The sequence below is a fragment of the Pseudomonas sp. ABC1 genome (genome assembly GCF_013395055.1).
In the GTDB taxonomy this organism is placed as follows: Bacteria; Pseudomonadota; Gammaproteobacteria; order Pseudomonadales; family Pseudomonadaceae; genus Stutzerimonas.
Window position 1 is genome coordinate 1,869,502 of record NZ_CP058349.1, and the last position, 21,532, is coordinate 1,891,033.

Sequence of the window (21,532 nt, forward strand, 5' to 3'; positions counted from 1 at the left end):
GTGATTCATCACCGGCCGTCCCGACGACATCCCTTTCTTGGGCGCAATTGCATCTCGGTACTCGACACTTGTCCCCAAAGCGGCACGCGCGACCCTGTCTGTCGCGCATACGAGAACAGGAAGCTCCCGCATGTCCCTCGCAGCACTGCACACCGACGAACAATACGCCCTGCTGACGGCCCTCGACCGCTCCATGGCGATCATCGAGTTCTCGCCCGACGGCCAGGTATTGCGCGCCAACCGCAACTACCTCGACATCTTCGGCTACAGCGAGGAAGAGATACTGCAACGCGCCCACCAGAGCTTCTGCATCGACAGCCATGCACAGTCCGAGGACTACCGCAGCTTCTGGAACACCCTGCTGAACGGCCACTTCTCCACCGGGCTGTACCAGCGTATCGCCGCCGATGGCCGTTGCGTCTGGCTCGAAGCGAGCTACAACCCGATCCATGACGACAGCGGCGCCCTGCTCAAGATCGTCAAGTTCGCCAGCGACGTCACCGCCCGCATCGAACACGAGCAGCAGCAGAGGGAATATATCCAGCGCCTGGCTCTGAGCGCGGACAAGGCCTCCAGCGCCCTGATCATGACCGACCGCCACGGCGAGGTGGTCTACACCAACCAGGCGCTGACGCAACTCTTCGGCTACCAGCCAGCCGACCTGCTCGGCCACCCCATCGAGCAGATCTTCAACCTGCCCCATGCCGACGATGACGCCTTCGAGCAGATTCGCGCCGGCCTGCTGGAGGGCAAGAGCTACCACAGCGAAGAAATGATCCTGAACAAGTTCAACCACCCGCTGTGGTGTTCGCTCAGTGCCAGCCCGATCTTCGATGAACAGCAGCGTCTGAGCTACTGCATCACGGTGTTGACCGACATCACCGCCACCAAAATGCGCGAAATGCTCCAGCACAAAGTGCTGGAAGCCATGGCCCGTGAGGCGTCGCTGAGCGAGGTGATGCTGCTGATCTGCCGCGAAGTCGAGCGGATCGCCCCCGAAGTCATTGCCTCCATCCTGCAGGTCGATGAGGAAGGCTTCCTACGGCCACTGGCCTCGCCCAGCCTGCCGGAAAGCTACTCCAACGCACTCGATGGCGTGCATAGCGGCCCTTGCGTCGGATCATGCGGTACGGCCGCCTTCCGCAACGAACCGGTACTGGTGCGCGACATCTCCAGCGACCCGCTCTGGAGCGAGTACAAATCCCTGGCCCTGCCGCTGGGCCTGCGCGCCTGCTGGTCGACACCCATCCCCAGCAGCGACGGCCGGGTCATCGGCACTTTCGCCTTCTACTACCGCGAAAGCCGCAGCCCGGACGACCTCCACAAGCGCCTGGTGGACATGAGCATCCACCTCTGCAGCCTGGCCCTGGAGCGCGAAAGCGCGCGCCTGCGCATCCGCCAACTGGCGTTCTACGACAGCCTGACCGGCCTGCCCAATCGCAGCCTGCTGCTGGCCCAGGCCGAACAGGCGATCGCCAGCGCCAAGCGCAAGAGCGAAAGCCTGGTGGTGCTGTTCATCGACCTGGACCGCTTCAAGCAGGTCAACGACTCCCTCGGCCACCCCGCCGGCGACGAACTGCTCGGCATGATCGCCCAGCGCCTGCGCGAGCAGATGCGCGGCGGCGATATCGTCGGGCGGCTGTCCGGCGACGAATTCGTCGTGCTGCTCAACCCCTGCACCACCGAACAGGCGACCAACACCGTCGAACGGCTGCTCGGCCTGCTTTCGCAGCCCTGCCAGATCGCCGGAGTCAGCCTGATGCCTTCCGCCAGCATCGGCATCAGCCAGTACCCGGAAAACGGCACCGACATGGAAACCCTGCTGCACCGCGCCGACCTGGCCATGTACCAGGCCAAGACCAACGGGCGCAGCCACTTCAGTTTCTTCAGCGATGAAATGAACCAGTTGGCGCAGGAGCGCCTGGCACTCGAAACCGCCCTGCGCGAAGCCTTGCAGCAACGCACCCTGACACTGCATTACCAGCCGCAGATCAACCTCAAGGACGGACGCCTGCACGGCATCGAGGCACTGGCGCGTTGGCGCCACCCGACCTTCGGCAATATTTCGCCCATGCGCTTCATCCCCCTGGCCGAGGAGTGCGGACTGATCGGCCAGCTCGGGCAATGGGCACTGGAGGAGAGCTGCCGCCAACTCGCGGCCTGGCGCAAGGCGGGCCTGGACATCCCTTCCATCTCGGTCAACCTGTCGCCCACCAACTTCCACAACCTGGAGCTGACCCAGCAGATCAACGCCACCCTGGCCGAACACGCCCTGGCGCCCCAGGACCTGACCCTGGAGATCACCGAAAGCGTCCTGCTGGACACCAACCCCAGCACCCTGCGCACCCTCAACGAAGTCCATGCGCAAGGCATCGGGCTCGCCATGGACGACTTCGGCACCGGCTATTCCAGCCTGGGCTACCTGCGGCGCCTGCCACTCAACGAGTTGAAGCTGGACAGAAGCTTCGTCCACGACATGGAACATGACGAGGCCGCCCTGGCGCTGACCCATGCCGTCATCCACATCGGCGAAAGCCTGAAGATGACCGTGGTCGCCGAAGGCGTGGAAAACGAAGCCCAGCGCACCTTGCTCGAACAGCAAGGCTACAAGATCGCCCAGGGCTACCTGTTCTCCCGCCCCCTTGCCCCCGAACAGATGGAAGACTGGATGCGCCGTGCGCGCGTGGACGAATCCTCTGCGCAGAAATGACGCCATGATCGATCGGTAGAGACATCCGCAGCCCGGGCCACAAGCCTGGGTGTACGACTCAAGCCCGCCCTGCCGATTCGATCCCCAGGACATGGAAACCGCAGGCCGGCAATCGGTCGTCTGCCCGACAAACCTGCCGTACCTTTTCGACTCTACCGCCAGCCACACGCAGAAGGCGCCGTTGCGCCTGCTCGACAGTTATCGCGGCAGGCGACCAGTCCAAATGGACTATAGGCAATAGTATTCATTCGACATAAAGTCCGTCATGCCATTTTGGCATCACCCATAAAGTGAAAACAAAGCGTCTTGTTGCCAGCATTAAACGTGCTGCAGTGAATGCTATGGCATCGGTGTGCCCAGCCGTAGAGGCGGCGGTCATTTACTTGAACTAACGGAAGCGGAAACTTCGTTTTATTTCCGCTGGAAGCCTTCACACCATGATCAACAAAAAACAGTACGCCTTTATATTGTTGCCATGCCTTGTATTCAACTCTGGCAGCGCTTTCTCCTCAAGCGATGATGCCTGGGACGAGTTCCGCCGTGATGTAGAGTTGAAGTGCCTGGAGGCTTCTCGCGCCGGTACACCGTCCATGAACATCAAAGAAATCCAGGTCGACCCGTTTGGCTCCGATAACTTCGGCTTCGCACTTGTAAAGTTTGAAGATCGCAACGAGCCGGGCACTCGCTTTATCGCCTGCACTTACGACAAAGAAACCAATAGCGCCGAAACAAGCAGTCCATTTCACCCATAACGATCCGTTGTATCTGCATCGTTTATATCGCGCCACACAGCAGCACTCACAACAACTGCATCTCCATATAACCCCCTGCACAGAGACTCAATCAATGCATAACCTTTCATTCAAGAGCAGCCTGCTGGGCGGGCTCGCACTGGCGGTCGTCATTCCTTTCTCGATGCCCGTGTCCGCCCAGGCTCAGGCCGATGGCTCCTTCAAACTGGTAACCATGTTCCTCGAAAAGGAAGGCAAGTGCTTTGACGGCGGCACACCCGAAGGCATCGCCTCGCAAACAGACTGCGCCACAGCCAAGGCGCCACGCTGGCGGGCAATTGCCGTAAGCGGCGGCAAAAAAGCCAACACATTCCAACTTGCCTCGGTTGATGCACCGGGCAAATGCCTGGAAGGCGCGCGTGGCGTGATGGAGGATCATCACAACGGTGGGGCCGCCTACCTGACTACTTGCGGGGCATATACCGGCCAGTACTGGCACACCACCGACAATAACGGCGAGTATTTCCGCCTGCGCAACGAATACGCTGACGATAACAGCGCATCGAATGGCCAGCGCTGCCTTGAAGGCAATCGCCTGGATCCGAACTCGGTACTGGCCGGCGCATCCTTCATGGACACCTGCCAGAACGTATCGGGCCAGTTCTTCCGTGTATCCGGCGGCTCACTGGTCAATGGCATTCCGCAATCCAGCTCCGCTGCAAAAGCACAAGCCGGCAATGATGTTGCCAGCGCCTCCGCCACGCCAGAAATACCAGCCAGCACTGCACTCCAGTCCTGCTCGGTCAACAATGCTGCGTGTGAAACATCCACCTCGCGTGGTTTTTATCTGTTCAACAACAATACGGACAATAATCGTGGCCGGATTCAGGTTTATGAGTCCAATGCCGCCAAACCCATACTTACAGTTGAACATGTGACTCTCGCTGACGGCAGAGTCGCTGTAGCCTTCCGCGACGGTTCCAACAAGTACCTGACGGTAGACGACCGCAACTCCGGATACCCGGTCAGCTTCAGCGGCACATCCGCAAACGATGCAAAGTCCCAGTTCCTGTCCGTCCCGGCGCTTGACAGCCCCGGAGCAGGCTTTGCCTCGTTCAAATCCGTTGCCTTCCAGAACCGCTTCCTGCGGCACCAGGGCTACAACCTGTTTGCACACCCGTCGGATAACAGCTCGCTGTTCAAGCGTGATGCAAGCTGGCGCATCCTGAATGCCAACTGACAGCGGCTCACGAAATACATAGGCACGCCGTCAGCAAGGCACCTCTCGAGACCCTGCAATCTCCTGGGGTAGCCGCGCAGAAAAGGCCTGGAGCGGGTTAGAACCAGAGCAGCAGCGCTGGCTTGACCGCCCAGGCTGACCAGTCCAAATGGACTATGGCTGTCCGGCACTGCGCAGAGTAATTTGCCGTGGCGAATGGCCACCAGGAGCCTTGGCTTTCCATATCTCCGACACCATCACCGATGCCCTGCCAAACACCTGTAGCAGCCTCCCGGTCAGAGCAGCCCGCCAACCGGTCGCCTCTGCAGACGTTGAGTTGAGCCAGGGCTGGTAACGCTACATCGCCACTCAAACCAGACGCCCGGGCTCATGCCTGGATAGAACCTGTTACGGGGTCACCCCGTCCACGACTGTGCCTGCCATAGGGAACCGCACATGAACCGCATCTACGCCCTCGTTTGGAACCCTTGCCTCGGTGCCTGGAGCATCGCCGACGAACATGCCCGCCGGCGTGGCAAAGGCTCGGGGGCGGTAGTCGCCGCCGCGGCACTGCTGCTGAGCGTCCCGGCCCTGGCCGCCGACCTGCCCACCGGCGGTACGGTGGTCTCCGGCAGCGGCCAGATCGGTACGCCGAATGCCAACCAGATGGTCATCGACCAGGGCAGCAACAAGCTCGCCATCGACTGGCAGTCCTTCGATATCGGCACCGGCAACAAGGTGACCTTCAACCAGCCCGGCAGTGATTCGATCGCCCTCAACCGCGTGCTCGGCGCCGACGGTTCGAAGATCATGGGCACCCTGGAAGCCAACGGCCAGGTGTTCCTGGTCAACCCCAACGGCGTGCTGTTCGGCCAGGGGGCCAGCGTCAATGTCGGCGGCCTGGTGGCCTCCACGCTGGATATCGCCAACGACGACTTCGAGGCCGGCAACCACCAGTTCAAGGGCAACGGCGGCAACGCCAACGTGACCAACAACGGCAGCATCCGTGCGGCGGACGGCGGCAGCATCGCCCTGCTCGGCGGCACGGTGAGCAACAACGGCGTGATCGTCGCCAACCAGGGCACGGTAGCCCTCGCAGCGGGCAACGCAGTGACGCTGGACTTCGCCGGCGACGGCCTGCTCAACGTGCAGGTCGATGAAGCCGTGGTCGATGCCCTGGTGGAAAACCACCAGTTGATCAAGGCCGATGGCGGCCAGGTGCTGCTCACCGCCAACGCCGGAGACGCGTTGCTCAAGACCGTGATCAACAACACCGGTGTGATCGAGGCGCAAACCCTCGGTGAGAAGGACGGCAAGATCGTCCTGCTCGGCAGCTTCGACGGCGGCACCGTGCAAGTGGCCGGCACCCTGGATGCCAGCGCGCCCAACGGCGGCGATGGCGGCTTTATCGAAACAAGCGGTGCCCACGTCAAAGTGGCCGACAGCGCCAAAGTCACCACCAAGGCGGCGGACGGCAAGACCGGCACCTGGCTGATCGACCCGACCGACTTCACTGTCAGCGCGGGCAGTACCGCCCAGACCGCCAGCGGCATCGGTGCCAGCACGCTCTCCAGCAACCTGGCGAACACCGATGTCACCTTGCAAACCGTTGCCACCGGCAGCGAAGCCGGAGATATCCACGTCAACGCCGCCGTGACCTGGAATGCCGGCACCACACTGACGCTGAGTGCCCATAACAACATCACGATCAACGCGGCCATCACCGCCGAACATGCCAGCGGCAAGGTCGCCTTGGAGTATGGCCAGGCCAGCACCGACGGCGGCACGGCGGACTACAGCATCAATGCGCCGATCAACCTGCAAAGCGGCAACAACTTCAGCACCCGGAAAGGCTCGACCGGCAGTGTGATCAGCTACACCGTAGTCAACGATGCCGCGGCGCTGCAGGACATGAACAACAACCTGGCCGGCAACTATGCCGTGGGCAGCAATATCGACCTGGCCAGCATCACCAACTGGCAACCGGTGGGGAATTATACGAACAACTTCACCGGACGACTCGACGGCCTCGGCCATACCCTCAGCAATCTCACCATCAACCGTGGCAGCGAGAACTACGTCGGCTTGTTCGGCGTCACCGCCATCGGCAGTACAATCCGCAATATCGGCCTGGTGGGCGGCAGCGTCACGGGCAACATCTACGTCGGCGGGCTGGCCGGGGTCGGCCAAGGCACCATCAGCAACACCTATGCCACCGGCAGCGTCACGGGCAACAGCTACGTCGGCGGGCTGGTCGGGGGCAGTATCAGCATTATCAGCAACGCCTATGCCACCGGTAGCGTCAACGGCTCCGGCAATAACGTCGGCGGGCTAGTCGCGTGGAACCTGGGCACCATCAGCAACGCCTATGCCACCGGTAGCGTCAACGGCTCCGGCAACAACGTCGGCGGGCTGGCGGGTTTTAGCAGCGGTGATATCACTGACGCCTATGCCACGGGCAATGTTGAGGGCACCCAGAACGTCGGTGGGCTGCTCGGGCACAACGACGGCAGCAGCATCACCTCAGCTTATGCCTCGGGTAACGTTACCGGTAGCGCTATTGGCAAATCTGTCGGCGGGTTGGTTGGGTGGCACGGCCAGGGGGACATCACAGACGCCTATGCCACCGGCAGTGTGGCTGGCCAGGCAAGCGTCGGTGGGCTGGTCGGGGGCAGTACCAGCAGTATCAGCAACGCCTATGCCACCGGCAGCGTCACGGGCAACAGCTACGTCGGAGGACTGGTCGGTGACAACTACAGCATCCGTAGCAGCATCAACAACGCCTACGCCGTCGGCAGCGTTACGGGCGACAGCTACGTCGGCGGGCTGGTCGGCTACAACGACGGCGGCATCGGCAACACTTATGCCGTTGGCAGCGTCACAGGAACCAACAACGTCGGCGGGCTGGTCGGGTTCAATGATCTTGGCAGCATCAGCGCCAGCTTCTACGCCACCACCGATGCTGCTGGCAACGCGATCAACAATGGCGGCGTGAACGCAGGTGTATTCACTGGCAATGATGATGGCAGCGACAAAACCTGGGACGAGCTGAGCGATCCCAGCACTTACGCGGGCTGGGATACCACCCTCTGGACATTACCGGGTGTAGACGCCAGCAACCCTGGTTATGCCATTGTTCTGCCTTACCTCGCAGCAGTGACCCGTGACGTCGATATTGTTCGCCGCGCCATCATCCGCCCCGCTGGAAACAGCCTCAGCAACACCCCGTCCTATCTCGGCGTACAGGCCTCGAATGGCCAAACCGGCTCGACCGGGGCCAGGCAGCAACCTGACCTGACTCAGGACATGCTGATCACCAACCCGCTCGATGATCGCCTGAACCTGCAAGTCATCAACCACGGCATCCGCCTGCCTGAAGGAATCTGATCCATGCGTTTCGTTTATCCCTTGATTGGCGGCACCCTTTCCCTGCTGTCGCTGTCGATAATGGCGGCTACCCTGCCGGACGCCGGCCAGTCGCAACAGACCATCGACCAACGCCCGCTGCAATTGCCCGGCAAGCAGCGCCTGGAACTGAACCTGCCCGATGCGCCCTCGACCGAGGCGAAAGCTGGCGGGCCGAGTCTGCAAGTCAACAGCTTCACCCTGCAGGGCAACAGCGTCATCGCCAGCGACGCGCTGTTGTCCCTGCTGGGCGACCTGCAAGGCCGTACGGTTTCCCTCGGTGAATTGCAGGCCGGTGCCAACCGCATCACCCGTGCCTACCGCGAACTCGGCTACCCGCTGGCACGGGCCTATATCCCCGCGCAGGAAATCGACGGTGGCGTGGTGCAGATCGCCGTGATGGAAGGTCGCTACGGCGAGGTGGGCCTGAACAACACTTCGCGGGTTTCAGGTGCGGCTCTGGCACCGCTCGCGGCGCTCAAGCCGGGCGATGCGGTACGCGCCGAGTCGCTGGAACGCAGCCTGCTGTTGCTGTCCGACACGCCCGGGGTGGAGGTGAAGTCCACCCTCAAGCCAGGTGCATCGGTCGGCGCCACCGACCTGCTGGTGGACGTGCAACCCGGCCCGCTGCTGTCCGGCTCGGTCGACGCCGACAACTACGGCAACCGCTTCACCGGCGAGTACCGCCTGGGTGGCACGCTCAACCTCAACAGCCCGCTGGGCCTCGGCGATCGCCTGTCCGTGCGCGCAATGGGCTCGGATGAAGACCAGCAGTACGGCCGCATCGCCTACCAGTTGCCGATCGGCCCCTGGGCCACCCAGCTCGGAGTGGCCTACTCGGACATGGACTACGAACTGGCCAAGGACTTCGATGACCTCAAGGCCCACGGCAATGCACGCATCACCAGCCTGTTCGCGAGCCAGCCGCTGCTGCGCAGCCGGGATTTCTCCCTCTATGCGCAACTGCAATTCGACGACAAGCGCCTGAAGGACGACATCGACCTGTTCACCAGCAAGAGCGACAAGCGCTCGCGCGTGGTCATCGCCACCCTCAACGGCAACAGCCGCGACAACCTGTTCGGCGGCGGTGTAAACAGCTTCGCCCTGGCCTGGAGCCAGGGCAGCCTGAATATCGACGGGGCGCTGAATCAGACCATCGATAAGCAGACGGCAGGCACCCAGGGCCGCTTCCACAAGATCAACCCGAGCCTGGTACGCCTGCAACGCCTGAGCGAGCGCTTCAGCCTGTACGGCCAACTGCAAGGCCAGTGGGCCGACGGTAACCTGGACAGTTCGGAGAAGATCAGCCTCGGTGGCGCCTATGGCGTGCGGGCCTATCCGCAGGGCGAAGCATCCGGCGACCAGGGTTGGCTAGCCAACCTGGAACTGCGCTACGCGCTGACCGATGCCTGGCAACTCAGCACCTTCGCCGACCACGGCGAGGTGCGCCTGAACAAGGACACCTGGAGCACGGGCGAGAACCACCGCAGTCTGTCGGCGGCGGGCGTAGGCGCACGCTGGGCCGCGTACGGCTGGCAGGTCAACGCCGTAGCGGCGTGGAAGCTGGGTAACGATGACCCGCAGAGCGACGTCGACCGCAGCCCGCGGGTGTGGGCGCAGGTGGTGCGGTTTTTCTAACCAACCTGCTCGCAGCCTTTAGCTGACGCAGGGGCTGCGATACCCAAGGCATTCGCTCGATGGGTATCGCAGCGCTCAACCCAGGCGACACATCCGCCCGGAAGTCGCGCGAATACCGGCCTCGACGGCATGAGAAGGGCCAACACCGCCTCCCCCACCCAGCAGAAGGGCCTGCCTCACGGCAGCCCCTCTGCTGGGCAACCTCACTTCCTCAATTGCTTGGCATTGGCGAACAGCGAAGCCATCGGGTTGTTCACCGGGGTTTTGGCCTGGGGCTGGGCCGTGGCGGGCTTGCGTTCGCCGCGCGGGGCGTTGCCCTTGCCGGAACGTGGGGCGCCTTCGATCTTCTCGCCGGGGGTATCGCCCATACGCATGGATAGGGCGATGCGGTTGCGCGGGATGTCCACTTCCATGACCTTGACCTTGACGATATCGCCGGCCTTGACCACTTCGTAGGGGTCCTTGACGAACTTCTCCGACAGCGCGGAGATGTGCACCAAACCATCCTGGTGCACGCCGATGTCGACGAAGGCACCGAAGTTGGTGACGTTGGTCACCACGCCTTCCAGCACCATGCCCAGGGTGAGGTCCTTGAGGGTTTCCACGCCTTCCTGGAACTCGGCGGTCTTGAATTCGGGGCGCGGGTCACGGGCGGGTTTTTCCAGTTCCTGGATGATGTCCACCACCGTCACCTGGCCGAAGCGCTCGTCGGTGAATTGCTTCGGATCGAGGCGCTTGAGGAAACCGGCATCGCCGATCAGCGAGCGGATATCGCGGCCGGTATCGGCGGCGATGCGCTGCACCAGCGGGTAGGTTTCCGGGTGTACCGCCGAGGCGTCCAGCGGGTTGTCGCCGTTCATCACACGCAGGAAGCCGGCGGCCTGTTCGAAAGTTTTCTCGCCCAGGCGCGGCACCTTCTTCAGGTCGCTGCGGGACTTGAAGGCGCCGTTGGCGTCGCGGAACTGCACGATATTCTGCGCCAGGGTGCCGTTCAGGCCGGAGATGCGCGCCAGCAGCGCGGCGGACGCCATGTTCACGTCGACGCCGACGGCGTTCACACAGTCCTCCACCACCGCATCCAGCGAGCGCGCCAGCTTCATCTGGGACACATCGTGCTGGTACTGGCCGACGCCGATGGCCTTCGGCTCGATCTTCACCAGTTCGGCCAGCGGGTCCTGCAAGCGGCGGGCGATGGACACCGCGCCACGCAGCGAAACGTCCAGCTCGGGGAATTCACGGGCGGCCAGTTCCGAGGCGGAATAGACCGAAGCGCCAGCCTCGCTGACCATGATCTTGGTCAGCTTCAGGCCTGGCACCTTGCGGATCAGCTCGGCGGCCAGCTTGTCGGTCTCGCGGCTGGCGGTGCCGTTGCCGATGGCGATCAGGTCCACCGCGTGCTTCGCGCACAGCTTCGCCAGTACCGCCAGGGTGCCGTCCCAGTCGTTGCGCGGCGCATGCGGGTAGACCGTGGCGGTGTCCAGCAGCTTGCCGGTGGCGTCCACCACGGCCACCTTGCAGCCGGTGCGCAGGCCGGGGTCGAGGCCAAGGGTGGCGCGCGGGCCGGCCGGAGCCGCCAGCAGCAGGTCGTGCAGGTTACGGGCGAAGACACTGATCGCTTCGTCCTCGGCCGTGTCGCGCAGCTCGCCGAACAGGTCGGTTTCCAGGTGGGTGTATAGCTTGACCTTCCAGGTCCAGCGCACCACCTCGGCCAGCCACTTGTCGGCGGCACGGCCTTGCTGCTGGATGCCGAAGCGCTCGGCGATCATGCCTTCCGCCGGGTGCGCGGTGCCCGGCAGCTCATCGCCAACCTTGAGGCTGGCGGACAGCACGCCTTCGTTGCGCCCGCGGAAGATCGCCAGGGCACGGTGCGACGGCGCGCTCTTGAGCGGCTCATCATGTTCGAAGTAATCGCTGAACTTGGCGCCCTCCTGCTCCTTGCCCGGCACCAGGCGGGCGCTCAGGGTGGCGTGGTCCTTGATGAAACTGCGCAGGCGCGTCAGCAGTTCGGCGTCCTCGGCGAAGCGCTCCATAAGGATGTACTTGGCGCCTTCCAGCACCGCCTTGACGTCAGCGAAGCCTTTCTCGGCATCGACGAAACGCTCGGCTTCGCTTTCCGGTACCAGGGTCGGGTCGGCGAACAACGCATCGGCCAGTTCGCCGAGTCCGGCTTCCAGGGCGATCTGGCCCTTGGTGCGGCGCTTCTGCTTGTAAGGCAGGTAGAGGTCTTCCAGGCGCGTCTTGGTGTCGGCCAGGTTGATCTCACGCTTGAGTTCGGGCGTCAGTTTGCCCTGCTCTTCGATGCTGGCGAGGATCGACGCACGGCGCTCGTCCAGCTCGCGCAGGTAGCGCAGGCGCTCTTCCAGGTTGCGCAACTGGGTGTCGTCGAGGCTGCCGGTGACTTCCTTGCGGTAACGGGCGATGAAGGGCACGGTCGAGCCTTCGTCGAGCAGGGCCACGGCGGCGGCCACCTGTTGCGGGCGTACGCCCAGTTCTTCGGCAATGCGGGAGTTGATGCTGTCCATGAATCTACCTGGGTCAGTCAAACCAAGCAGGCCGGGCCTGCGCGAAAGGCCGGCATTATAAGCACAGGGCAATGACCTGCCACCCGCAAGGCAGGCAATCGCATTTGCCCCCTCTCCCGCTTGCGGGAGAGGGCTGGGGAGAGGGCCGGCGCTGCCATCCCGGGAAAAATCTGCTAACAATGGCCGACCATGCGAGTCAGATGCCTGGGCCATAATGCGTCACCATCATTCCGGGAGTTGCCATGAGTAGCACTGCGCAAGCCAGCGAAGGCGAAAAAATCCTTATCGTCGATGACGATGCCCGACTCAGGCGCCTGCTCGAGCGTTTCCTCGCCGAACAGGGCTATCGCGTGCGGACGGTGGAAAGCGCCGAACAGATGGACCGCCTGCTGGCCCGTGAGCTGTTCCAACTGGTGGTACTCGACCTGATGATGCCTGGCGAGGACGGCCTGTCCGCCTGCCGCCGCCTGCGCGAGTCGAACAACCAGGTGCCGATCATCATGCTCACCGCCAAGGGCGACGAAGCCAGTCGTATCCAGGGCCTGGAACAAGGCGCCGACGACTACCTGGCCAAACCCTTCAACCCACGCGAGCTGCTGGCGCGCATCCGTGCCGTGCTGCGCCGCCAGGCGCCGGTGGTGCCCGGTGCCCCCGGCAGCGAGGACGAAACCGTCACCTTCGGCGACTACCAGTTGTTCCTCGCCACCCGCGAGTTGAAGAAGGGCGACGAGATCCACATGCTCACCACCGGCGAGTTCGCCGTGCTCAAGGCACTGGTGCAGCATGCCCGCGAGCCGCTGACCCGCGACAAGCTGATGAACCTGGCCCGTGGTCGCGAGTGGGATGCGCTGGAGCGCTCCATCGACGTGCAGATTTCCCGCCTGCGCCGCCTGATCGAGCCGGACCCGTCCAAACCGCGCTATATCCAGACGGTCTGGGGCGTCGGTTACGTCTTCGTGCCGGACGGCAGCAAATAATGAAGCCGATGACAGCGCCGAAAGCCAGAGGCTGAACGATGGCGCCTTTCCATCCAGCCTGCAGGCTCTAGCGCTCTTGTCGACGTTCGATCTATGAAAACACCTGTCTGGTTCCCGCAGAGCTTCTTCGCCCGCACCCTGTGGATGGTGCTGATCGTCGTACTCTTCTCCAAGGTGCTGACGCTGGTCTACCTGATGGCCAACGAGGATGTACTGGTCGATCGCCAGTACAGCCACGGCGCGGCCCTGACCCTACGTGCCTACTGGGCGGCGGACGAGGCGACGCGCAGCCATATCGGCAAGGCGGCCAGCCTGCGCCAGGTGGCCGAGCGGGACGTACCGCCGGACGAGTATCACTGGCCCTACTCGGAAATCTTCCAGCGCCAGATGCAGGCCGAACTGGGCGAGGACACCCAGGTCAGGGTGCGAATCCACCCGTCGCCGGCGATCTGGGTGCAGGCACCGACCCTGGGCAGCAGTTGGGTGCAGGTGCCGCTCTATGCCTATCCGCTGCGCGGCCAGCGTATCTGGAGCGTGCTCGGCTGGTTCCTCGGCATCGGGCTGCTCTCCACTGCCGCCGCCTGGATCTTCGTCAGCCAGCTCAACCTGCCGCTCAAACGCCTGATCTACGCCGCCCGGCAGATCGGCCAGGGCCGCCACGTACGCCTGCCGGTCAGCGATACCCCGAGCGAAATGACCGAGCTGTACCGGGCCTTCAACCAGATGGCCGAGGATGTGCAGCAGGCCGGACGTGAACGCGAGCTGATGCTGGCCGGCGTCTCCCACGACTTGCGCACGCCGCTGACACGCCTGCGGCTGTCACTGGAGCTGATGTCCAGCGATGCCGAGCTGACCGAAGACATGATCCGCGACGTCGAGGACATGAACGCCATCCTCGACCAGTTTCTTGCCTTTATCCGCGATGGCCGCGACGAACAGGCGGAAAACACCGACCTCACCGAACTGATCCGCGAAGTGGTCGCGCCCTACAACCAGCAACAGGAAAACGTGCGCCTGTGCCTGCAACCGATGCCGGTGTTCTCCCTGCGCCGCGTGTCGATCAAGCGCCTGTTGACCAACCTGATCGAGAACGCCCTGCGCTACGGCGGCAACGGTGTGGAGGTGGCCGCCTACCTGTCCGGCGACCAGCATGCGCCCTACGTGGTGCTCAGCGTGCTGGACCGTGGCACCGGCATCGCCCCGGAGGAAATCGGCGAGATCTTCAACCCCTTCATCCGCGGCGACCGTGCGCGCGGCGGCCAGGGCACTGGCCTCGGTCTGGCCATCGTCAAGCGCATCGCCTCGCAGCATGGCGGCATCGTCGAACTGCGTAACCGCAAGGGCGGCGGCCTGGAAGCCCGCGTCAGCCTGCCCCTCGGCCTGCTGCTGCCACGGGATGCCGGACGCGACAGCGAGACTGGCGGCCAGTAGCGATCCTCTCGCCCATTCATGGGAAAGGGTTCTTGCCTCTTCAGCCCTCTCCCCAGCCCTCTCCCGCAAGCGGGAGAGGGGGCAAAAGCCAGGGCGTCACGCCCCGGCAATGACAGGGTTCTCAGCCCTTGCCGCGTGTCCGCGTCAGGTTGGGGCCGGCGTTCTTCTCCAGGTGTTCGATGATCAGCCCGGCAACATCCTTGCCGGTGGTTTCCTCGATACCGGCCAGGCCTGGCGACGAGTTGACCTCCATCACCAGCGGCCCGTGGTTGGAGCGCAGGATATCCACACCGGCCACCGACAGCCCCATCACCTTGGCCGCGCGGATCGCCGTCATGCGTTCCTCCGGGGTGATCTTGATCAGGCTGGCACTGCCGCCCCGGTGCAGGTTGGAACGGAACTCACCAGGCTTGGCCTGACGCTTCATCGAGGCGATCACCTTGTCCCCGACCACGAAGCAGCGGATGTCCGCACCACCGGCCTCGCGGATGTACTCCTGCACCATGATGTCCTGCTTCAGGCCCATGAAGGCCTCGATCACCGACTCGGCGGCCTTCTCTGTTTCGCACAGCACCACGCCGATGCCCTGGGTGCCTTCCAGCACCTTGATCACCAGGGGCGCGCCGTTGACCATCTCGATCAGGTCGGGAATGTCATCCGGCGAATGCGCGAAGCCGGTCACCGGCAGGCCGATACCACGTCGCGACAACAATTGCAGAGCACGCAGCTTGTCCCGCGAACGGGCGATGGCCACCGACTCGTTGAGCGGGAACACCCCCATCATCTCGAACTGACGCAACACCGCGCAGCCATAGAAGGTCACCGAAGCGCCGATGCGCGGGATCACCGCATCGAACCCTTCCAGCGGTCGCCCCCGGTAGTGAATCTGCGGCTTGTGGCTGGCGATGTTCATATAGGCACGCAGGGTATCGATCACCTGGACTTCGTGTCCTCGTTGCTGGCCGGCTTCGACCAGGCGACGAGTGGAATACAGGCGCGGATTGCGCGACAGCACGGCGATTTTCATTGGGCACCGGGAAGAGTGAGGGTCTGGGGTTTTTTCTGTAGGTATTTGCGGGATGGGTCGATCAGCCATTGCCCATCGCTCAGTGCCAGGGAGCCTAGCAGCAACCGGTAGCGCATGTGCTTGCGGCAGGTCAGGGTAAACTCCACCGGCCACACATGATGCCCCAGCGCCAGGCGGGTACGCACCACATAGCGGACCTGGGTGTGGCCGTTGGAACTGCGGATGGTCTTGCGCGTGAGCACCTGGGCCTCGCAACGATGGCGCCGCCGTACCAGCGTGCCGAGGTGCGCATCGAAGCGCACCCAGCGCTCGCCATCACGCTCGAATTCGACGATATCGGTGGCATGCAGAGCCGAGGTACGCGCCCCGGTGTCGATCTTGGCACGCAGCCCGACGACACCCAGGTCCGGCAGTGCGACCCACTCGCGCAGGCCGATCAGAGAATGGCTTTTCAACGGTCATGCCTCTGGGTTTTGCGCGAAGTCTAGCAGGCCATTGCGACAAACTCGCCGATTCCTCCTACGCGGAATCAAGGGCCTACTCAGCAGGCGCCGCCGGCACCTCGACAGGCGCGACCGACTCGGTCACGTCCTGCTTGAACACGCCTGTACTCCAGGCGTAATACCCCACGCCTACCACCAACAGCAGCGCCAGCACCCAGGGCCATAGCCGTGGCTTCTCGGCATAGGGATCGCGCAGCGCACGACCGCTGTCCGGCGGCAAGACCGCCATCTGGGTGAGCTCGGTGCCGAACGGAATGCTGATACGCGCCTGGGCATTCACCGCCCAGCCGTTGCCGTCGAGGATCGGCCCCAGGCTGCGGCGGCGCAGCTTGAACCAGGCCAGCAGCATGGACGGCCCGGAAATCGCCAGCAGCACGCCGAGCAACAGCAACGGAACCTGCCACCAGGCCAGCGACAGAATGCCGGTGACCACTGCCGCCAGGGCCGTGCCCAGTGCACCGATGGCCAGGCCGATGGCAGCGAAGATACCGGCGAACCGGGCAATATCGAAGGCGGCCGGTGTCGCCGCCGGGGCCGTGCCGGCGCTGTCGCCGAGGGAGCCGGCGGTCTTGCTGACCATGTCGGCATCACGGCTGGTGGCCAGCTTCTGCACCTGCTCGGAAACCAGGCCGGAAATACGCCGGTACGGCGACCAGAAGGCTTCACGGATGCTGATGGCGTTCTGCACCAGCTTGACCACGGTGGCGTCCCAGTCGTTACCATCACGGTCATAGAACAACCCGTGACGCCCGGCCTGCAGGTCGCCTTCGGTGCCGGCGGTCACCGCCACCACGATATTCAGGGTTTCCCGGCCGCGCACCGGCTCACCACGGCGCGTGCAGGCGCAATAGAGCAGGAAGCAATCACTGGCGGCCGCCACCTTGGCATGCGCCTCGATGTCAGCGACTTCCACCACCAGGTCACAGCTCTTGCCCTCGATGTAAAGGGTGCCCGCCTGAAATACCGCCTTGTCCTGGCGTGAATAAAAGCTCTGGAACGACACGAAGTTACGCAACAGCCGCAGCAGTCCATGGCGCAGGCGGATCAGCTTGTCCAGCTCGACCAGGCCATCGGCGGCCTCGCCCACTGCCTTGTCCTGCTCGACCAGCGCCAGCAACCGGGCCTCGACACCCTGCTCCACCAGTTCGAGGATGCGCTCTCGCTCCAGCACCCCGGCGATCGCGGTCTGCGGCGCCTCGGCCTGCCAGGCCAGGTAGTCGCCGCACAGCGCGACCAGATGACGCCATTGCGCGAGCGTCAGGCTGTCCTGCTCGCCGTAGATCGGCTTCACCACCCGCTCGCGCAGCGCATCGACGGCGCTCTGCCAGGCCGGGTTGAGGCCCTTCTCCAGTGGCAACCGGTCGCCGTGCTGGACCACTGCCAGCGGCAGCCCGGCCAGCTCGTCGGCATCGGCCAGGGACAGTGAAGCCAGGCGCACCAGTTCTTCCTCATGGGGATTCATCAGCACCTGCGCGCGCGGATCGAACTCAGCCATGGCGACACGGTTGAAATAATCGTCGACCTTGCCGCGCACCGCGCTCAGTGCCTCGACCGCGGCCCCGGTGCCTTCGCCGAAGACCTCCAGCCCCTGCTCCGCTGCGTGCGCCTGCCAATCGTGAAGTTGCCGCGCCTGCTCGAAGAAGGCAGCGATCTGCTCCTCGCCGATCGCTGCCTCGCCGCTGCGGTCGGTCTCCGCACCCTGACAGGCAATGATGTCGGCAATGGCGGCCTGCAATCCTTCATCCTCGGTCAGGGTCGCCGGCACCAGGCCATCGCCGTTGTATTCATGCGGCGGGAACAGCAGCGCCAGGTCGTCGGTATCGGCCAGGGTCAGGCAGTCGTCCGTGGGACGCCCCAGTACATCGAGCAGACGCTGGGCTGCCAGCCGCAACCGTACCCCTTCGGCATCATCGGTCAGCGATTGCAGGCGCAGCGGCCCCGCCTGGAACAGCACCTCGGGGTCGACCAGACGCGCCAGGGTCCAGTCCACCGCATCGAGGATTTCCGGTGCGCGAATGCGGCCGTCCCGGTTCAGGTCGATGTAGTCCAGCATGCGCCGGTCCAGCTCCAGGTTGCTGACCGGACAGGCCAGGCTGGCCCAGAGCTTCTGGTCCAGCCCGCGCAGTGCGGCCAGATCGGCCGGGGACTCCAGTTGCACCTGATCAAAACCACCGGCACGGAAGAAGCGCCAGCGGTGCGTGTGTGTCTGCGTCATGTACGAAACATCCTTTCTTTGCCGCCCACGAGCGATTGCCACGGCGGCGCGCCTCGGCAACGGACGAGACACACTGCGAGGACGCTTCCAGCGTACGGGGAAAACTCAGGAGCGAAGGGGTAAGCGAATGCAGGGCCAGCCAGGCCGGCACCATTGCCCGCGATTGTAACCCGGCCAATGTGACCAGGCGACCATGCCTAGGAACGGTAGCCCGCTATTTGCCCCCTCTCCCGCGCGCGGGAGAGGGCTAGGGAGAGGGCAACAAACACCGGACGCCTCTCCCCCGGCCCGCCTCCCATCAGAGAAAGACAGCCGTCATTCGGGATCAATCCTCGCCCGGCGCAGGTTGCAGGCGCGCAAGCTGGGCGCGCCCCACGTCGATGATCACCCTGGCCAACTCATGGCCCTCACCGTTCTCGGCCAACCCCTTGGCAATGCGCCAGCACTGCTGGCCGACCTCCGCAGCGGAACGGGCACCCGCCGCATCGTTGGCCATGATGAACAGACAAGCCCAGCCGAGCAGTTCCTGGCTGGGGATATCGTCATTGGCGCCTTCATCCTGATTACTGCCAAAGGCAAGCGTGATGGGTGACATGCCTGCAGCCTCCGCGATCTGTTCCAGTCGATCGAGTGTCGGGTAGGTCTCGCCCGACAGATAACTACGCAGCGTTGCTTCCGATAGTTTGCATTCGCGAGAAAATCCACGCAAGCTATTCGAACCGATGGCCAGCCTGAGGCGTTCGGAGAAACCATAAAGAACACCACTTGACTCAGATGAGTCGGGTGTTTCGGCACATTCCTCGAGCGTTTTGCTGTCAGTCATTTTATCGTCCCGCGCTAGAGAATAAATTCGCGAATTGTTTGAAAGTCTCGGATATGCGAATTTATTTATTGAACCGCGTTTATTTATTTCGTACCCTGCGACACGCTCAAGCACATGCCACCAATGATTCAGGCAACGACTGCGGGCATTCGATCATTGCCTGGGGCCACTGCAAGACAGTTTCCCAGGCAAGCCGGCCGGTGCGACACAGTACACGGGCTGCGTCCCGCTGAATTCGGGCAACGGACAATTCTAGCGGCATCGGCGTGGCGATACATCGGCAGATGCGTCAAGTCGGCTCGACACGCCCGCCGCGCATCAAGGGAAAGCATGCGCAACCATCAGCCCATCACGCACGATGGGGTGGACTTCGCGCAGCACGCGCGCAGGGTCACGCCCACCGACCGGCAAGGCACCATCACCCTCGCCAACGGCGACTGCGGCGCCATCGTTTTCCACATGCAGCGCTCCCATGGCTGACGGACGCAAACACTGGCACCGTGAGAGCGGCAGTGAGGATATCCATCGGCAAATGCTCGAACAGGGCATCGAGCAGAGTGTCGACGCCGTGGTCGCCATCGATGCGCACAATCGCATCAGCCACTTCAACGCCGCCGCCGAACGCCTGTGGGGCTACCCGAGGGAGCAGGTACTGGGGCACAACGTCAGCATGCTGGTGCCGCTGGAACTGCGCGAACAGCACGACGGCTATATCCAGGCCAACCGCGAAACCGGCCTCAACCGCATCGTCGGCACCAGCCGCGAAGTGCCGGTGACCCGCCAGGACGGTGAACGGCGCTGGGCACTGATGTCCATCTCACGCATCGAGGTCGCCGGCCAGGTGCTCTACAGCGCCGTGCTGCGGGACGTGACCGAACAGCGCCAGATGCGCGAGGAATGGCGCCTGCTGTCCCTGGCGACCCATGAAACCGGCAACGCCGTCATCATCTTCGATGAGCGCCAATGCATCCGCTACCTCAACCAGGGCTGCACCCGGCTGCTCGGCTGGCAGGCCGACGATCACCTCGGTGAAGACTTCCTCGACAGCCTGCTGGCCGCATCGCCGCAGCCGGACCAAGCCGAGAGCCTGCGCCCGTCGCTGGAACACGGCCTGCAACAGGACATCCTGCTCAGCGACAGCCGTGGTCGTCCCCTCTGGTGCGCGCTGGTGGTCAATGGCCTGCATGATCCACAAGGTAACTTCCAGCACGGCGTGGCCGTGCTCACCGAAATCACCCAGGCCAAGATGTACGAAGTACTGCAACTGAAGGTGATGGACGCGCTGTTGCAGGAAGCCGAGCCGGAGCAGACCCTCGAACTGCTGTGCCACGAAGCCCATCACCTGGCGCCCGACCTGGCCCTGGCGGTCGTTCGCCGCGAGCCCGGCATGCACCTCGAACTCCTGGCGAGTGCCGGCCTGGCACCTCGGCAGCAACAGGCGCTGACACGGCTGAACAGCGAAACGCTCGGCACCTCGCACACCCGCCAGACACAGGCATGGCCGCAGGGCCTGCTCGACCTGGCCAGCCTGGCAGTACCGGCCGGCACCCAGGTCCGCCAGATCGACCTGCACAGGGAGTGCCACGAACTGCTGCTTGGCTTCCTGCCGCCGCTGGCGCAAGAAAGTCCGTTCCACACGCACCTGCTGGGCCTTTGTACGCACCTGGCACGCCTGACCCTGGAGCGTGCGCAGGCACAGTCACACATCCGGCAACTGGCGTTCTACGACCCCCTGACCGAACTGCCCAACCGCACCCAGCTCAACCTGCGCGCCAGCACGCTGCTGACCGGCGCACGCAACAGCTCGAAGACCCTGGCGGTGCTGTTCATCGACCTCGATCATTTCAAGCAGGTCAACGACGCCCTCGGCCATGCCGCCGGCGACGACCTGCTGTGTGCCGTCGCCCAGCGCCTGCGGGCAAGCCTGCGCGAAACCGACACCCTGGCACGCCTGTCAGGCGATGAGTTCATCGCCCTGCTCGACCAGACCTCCGACCAACAGGCGGCCGACACCGCCGAACGGCTGCTGGAAGCGATCGGCCAGCCGCTGACGATCAGCGGCCAGTCGCTGTCACCCAGCGCCAGCATCGGCATCAGCCTGTACCCGGACGATGGCGACGACTTGCCCAGCCTGTTGCGGCATGCCGACCAGGCCATGTACCAGGCCAAGAAAACCCAGCGTGGCAGCTTCGGTTTCTCACAGCCCCGCCCCGTTTACGCCGCGTATGCGGACTGCTCCGCCCACGTCCAGGCAAAAAGCCCGGAGCGAGAGGACAGCCCCCGGTAGCGCGGGAAAGAAGCCCGGTGCTTTGCGCCAGCCCGAAACCAGCG

Annotated in this window: 14 protein-coding genes; 9 read left to right on the forward strand and 5 right to left on the reverse strand. The window is 63.8% G+C overall.

Features of this window, described 5'->3' with window-relative positions; translation table 11 throughout:
- The first annotated feature begins 130 nt into the window (after nucleotides 1-130).
- From HW090_RS08230 to HW090_RS08250, 5 genes are all read left to right on the forward strand, one after another.
- Nucleotides 131-2,710, forward strand: coding sequence for an EAL domain-containing protein (locus HW090_RS08230; protein ID WP_179113060.1), 2,580 nt, complete (start codon nucleotides 131-133; stop codon nucleotides 2,708-2,710).
- A 437-nt stretch (nucleotides 2,711-3,147) separates the two neighbouring features.
- The gene (locus HW090_RS08235; protein WP_179113061.1) at nucleotides 3,148-3,462 is read left to right on the forward strand and encodes a hypothetical protein; all 315 of its coding nucleotides are present in this window, start codon (nucleotides 3,148-3,150) and stop codon (nucleotides 3,460-3,462) included.
- Between the two features lie 94 nt (nucleotides 3,463-3,556).
- The gene (locus HW090_RS08240; protein ID WP_179113062.1) at nucleotides 3,557-4,681 is read left to right on the forward strand and encodes an AbfB domain-containing protein; all 1,125 of its coding nucleotides are present in this window, start codon (nucleotides 3,557-3,559) and stop codon (nucleotides 4,679-4,681) included.
- A 435-nt stretch (nucleotides 4,682-5,116) separates the two neighbouring features.
- Entirely contained in the window at nucleotides 5,117-8,047 is a 2,931-nt protein-coding gene (locus HW090_RS08245) for a GLUG motif-containing protein (protein WP_179113063.1), read from the forward strand.
- A gap of 3 nt (nucleotides 8,048-8,050) precedes the next feature.
- Nucleotides 8,051-9,703 (forward strand): ShlB/FhaC/HecB family hemolysin secretion/activation protein, encoded by a 1,653-nt coding sequence (locus HW090_RS08250; RefSeq protein ID WP_179113064.1) that lies wholly within the window; start codon nucleotides 8,051-8,053, stop codon nucleotides 9,701-9,703.
- Between the two features lie 203 nt (nucleotides 9,704-9,906).
- On the opposite strand, the gene HW090_RS08255 is transcribed toward HW090_RS08250, so the two are convergent.
- The gene (locus HW090_RS08255; protein ID WP_179113065.1) at nucleotides 9,907-12,225 is read right to left on the reverse strand and encodes a Tex family protein; all 2,319 of its coding nucleotides are present in this window, start codon (nucleotides 12,223-12,225) and stop codon (nucleotides 9,907-9,909) included.
- Between the two features lie 242 nt (nucleotides 12,226-12,467).
- Here HW090_RS08255 and ompR point away from each other — a divergent pair, with 242 nt between their 5' ends.
- Nucleotides 12,468-13,202: a two-component system response regulator OmpR gene (gene ompR, locus HW090_RS08260; protein WP_131182685.1), complete on the forward strand. Its 735-nt coding sequence runs from the start codon at nucleotides 12,468-12,470 to the stop codon at nucleotides 13,200-13,202.
- A 93-nt stretch (nucleotides 13,203-13,295) separates the two neighbouring features.
- Nucleotides 13,296-14,633, forward strand: a complete 1,338-nt coding sequence (locus HW090_RS08265; RefSeq protein WP_179113066.1) for an ATP-binding protein — start codon at nucleotides 13,296-13,298, stop codon at nucleotides 14,631-14,633.
- Between the two features lie 121 nt (nucleotides 14,634-14,754).
- Here HW090_RS08265 and rimK read toward each other — a convergent pair whose 3' ends face one another.
- The 4 genes from rimK to HW090_RS17875 all read right to left on the reverse strand — a co-directional run bounded on the left by rimK (nucleotide 14,755) and on the right by HW090_RS17875 (nucleotide 19,201).
- A complete protein-coding gene (gene rimK / locus HW090_RS08270; protein ID WP_179113067.1) occupies nucleotides 14,755-15,660 on the reverse strand; it encodes a 30S ribosomal protein S6--L-glutamate ligase in 906 nt (301 codons plus the stop codon).
- A complete protein-coding gene (locus HW090_RS08275) occupies nucleotides 15,657-16,115 on the reverse strand; it encodes an ATP-dependent zinc protease (RefSeq protein ID WP_179113068.1) in 459 nt (152 codons plus the stop codon). Before HW090_RS08275 ends, rimK begins: the two co-directional genes overlap by 4 nt.
- 82 nt (nucleotides 16,116-16,197) lie before the next feature.
- On the reverse strand, nucleotides 16,198-18,378 hold the full coding sequence (locus HW090_RS08280; protein WP_179113069.1) for a hypothetical protein: 2,181 nt from the start codon (nucleotides 18,376-18,378) through the stop codon (nucleotides 16,198-16,200).
- Nucleotides 18,379-18,703: 325 nt separating this feature from the next.
- On the reverse strand, nucleotides 18,704-19,201 hold the full coding sequence (locus tag HW090_RS17875; protein ID WP_256930768.1) for a helix-turn-helix domain-containing protein: 498 nt from the start codon (nucleotides 19,199-19,201) through the stop codon (nucleotides 18,704-18,706).
- 330 nt (nucleotides 19,202-19,531) lie between these two features.
- Here HW090_RS17875 and HW090_RS08290 point away from each other — a divergent pair, with 330 nt between their 5' ends.
- On the forward strand, nucleotides 19,532-19,681 hold the full coding sequence (locus HW090_RS08290; RefSeq protein WP_179113070.1) for a hypothetical protein: 150 nt from the start codon (nucleotides 19,532-19,534) through the stop codon (nucleotides 19,679-19,681).
- Nucleotides 19,674-21,488 (forward strand): diguanylate cyclase domain-containing protein, encoded by a 1,815-nt coding sequence (locus HW090_RS08295; RefSeq protein ID WP_179113071.1) that lies wholly within the window; start codon nucleotides 19,674-19,676, stop codon nucleotides 21,486-21,488. Before HW090_RS08290 ends, HW090_RS08295 begins: the two co-directional genes overlap by 8 nt.
- Nucleotides 21,489-21,532: the final 44 nt, after the last annotated feature.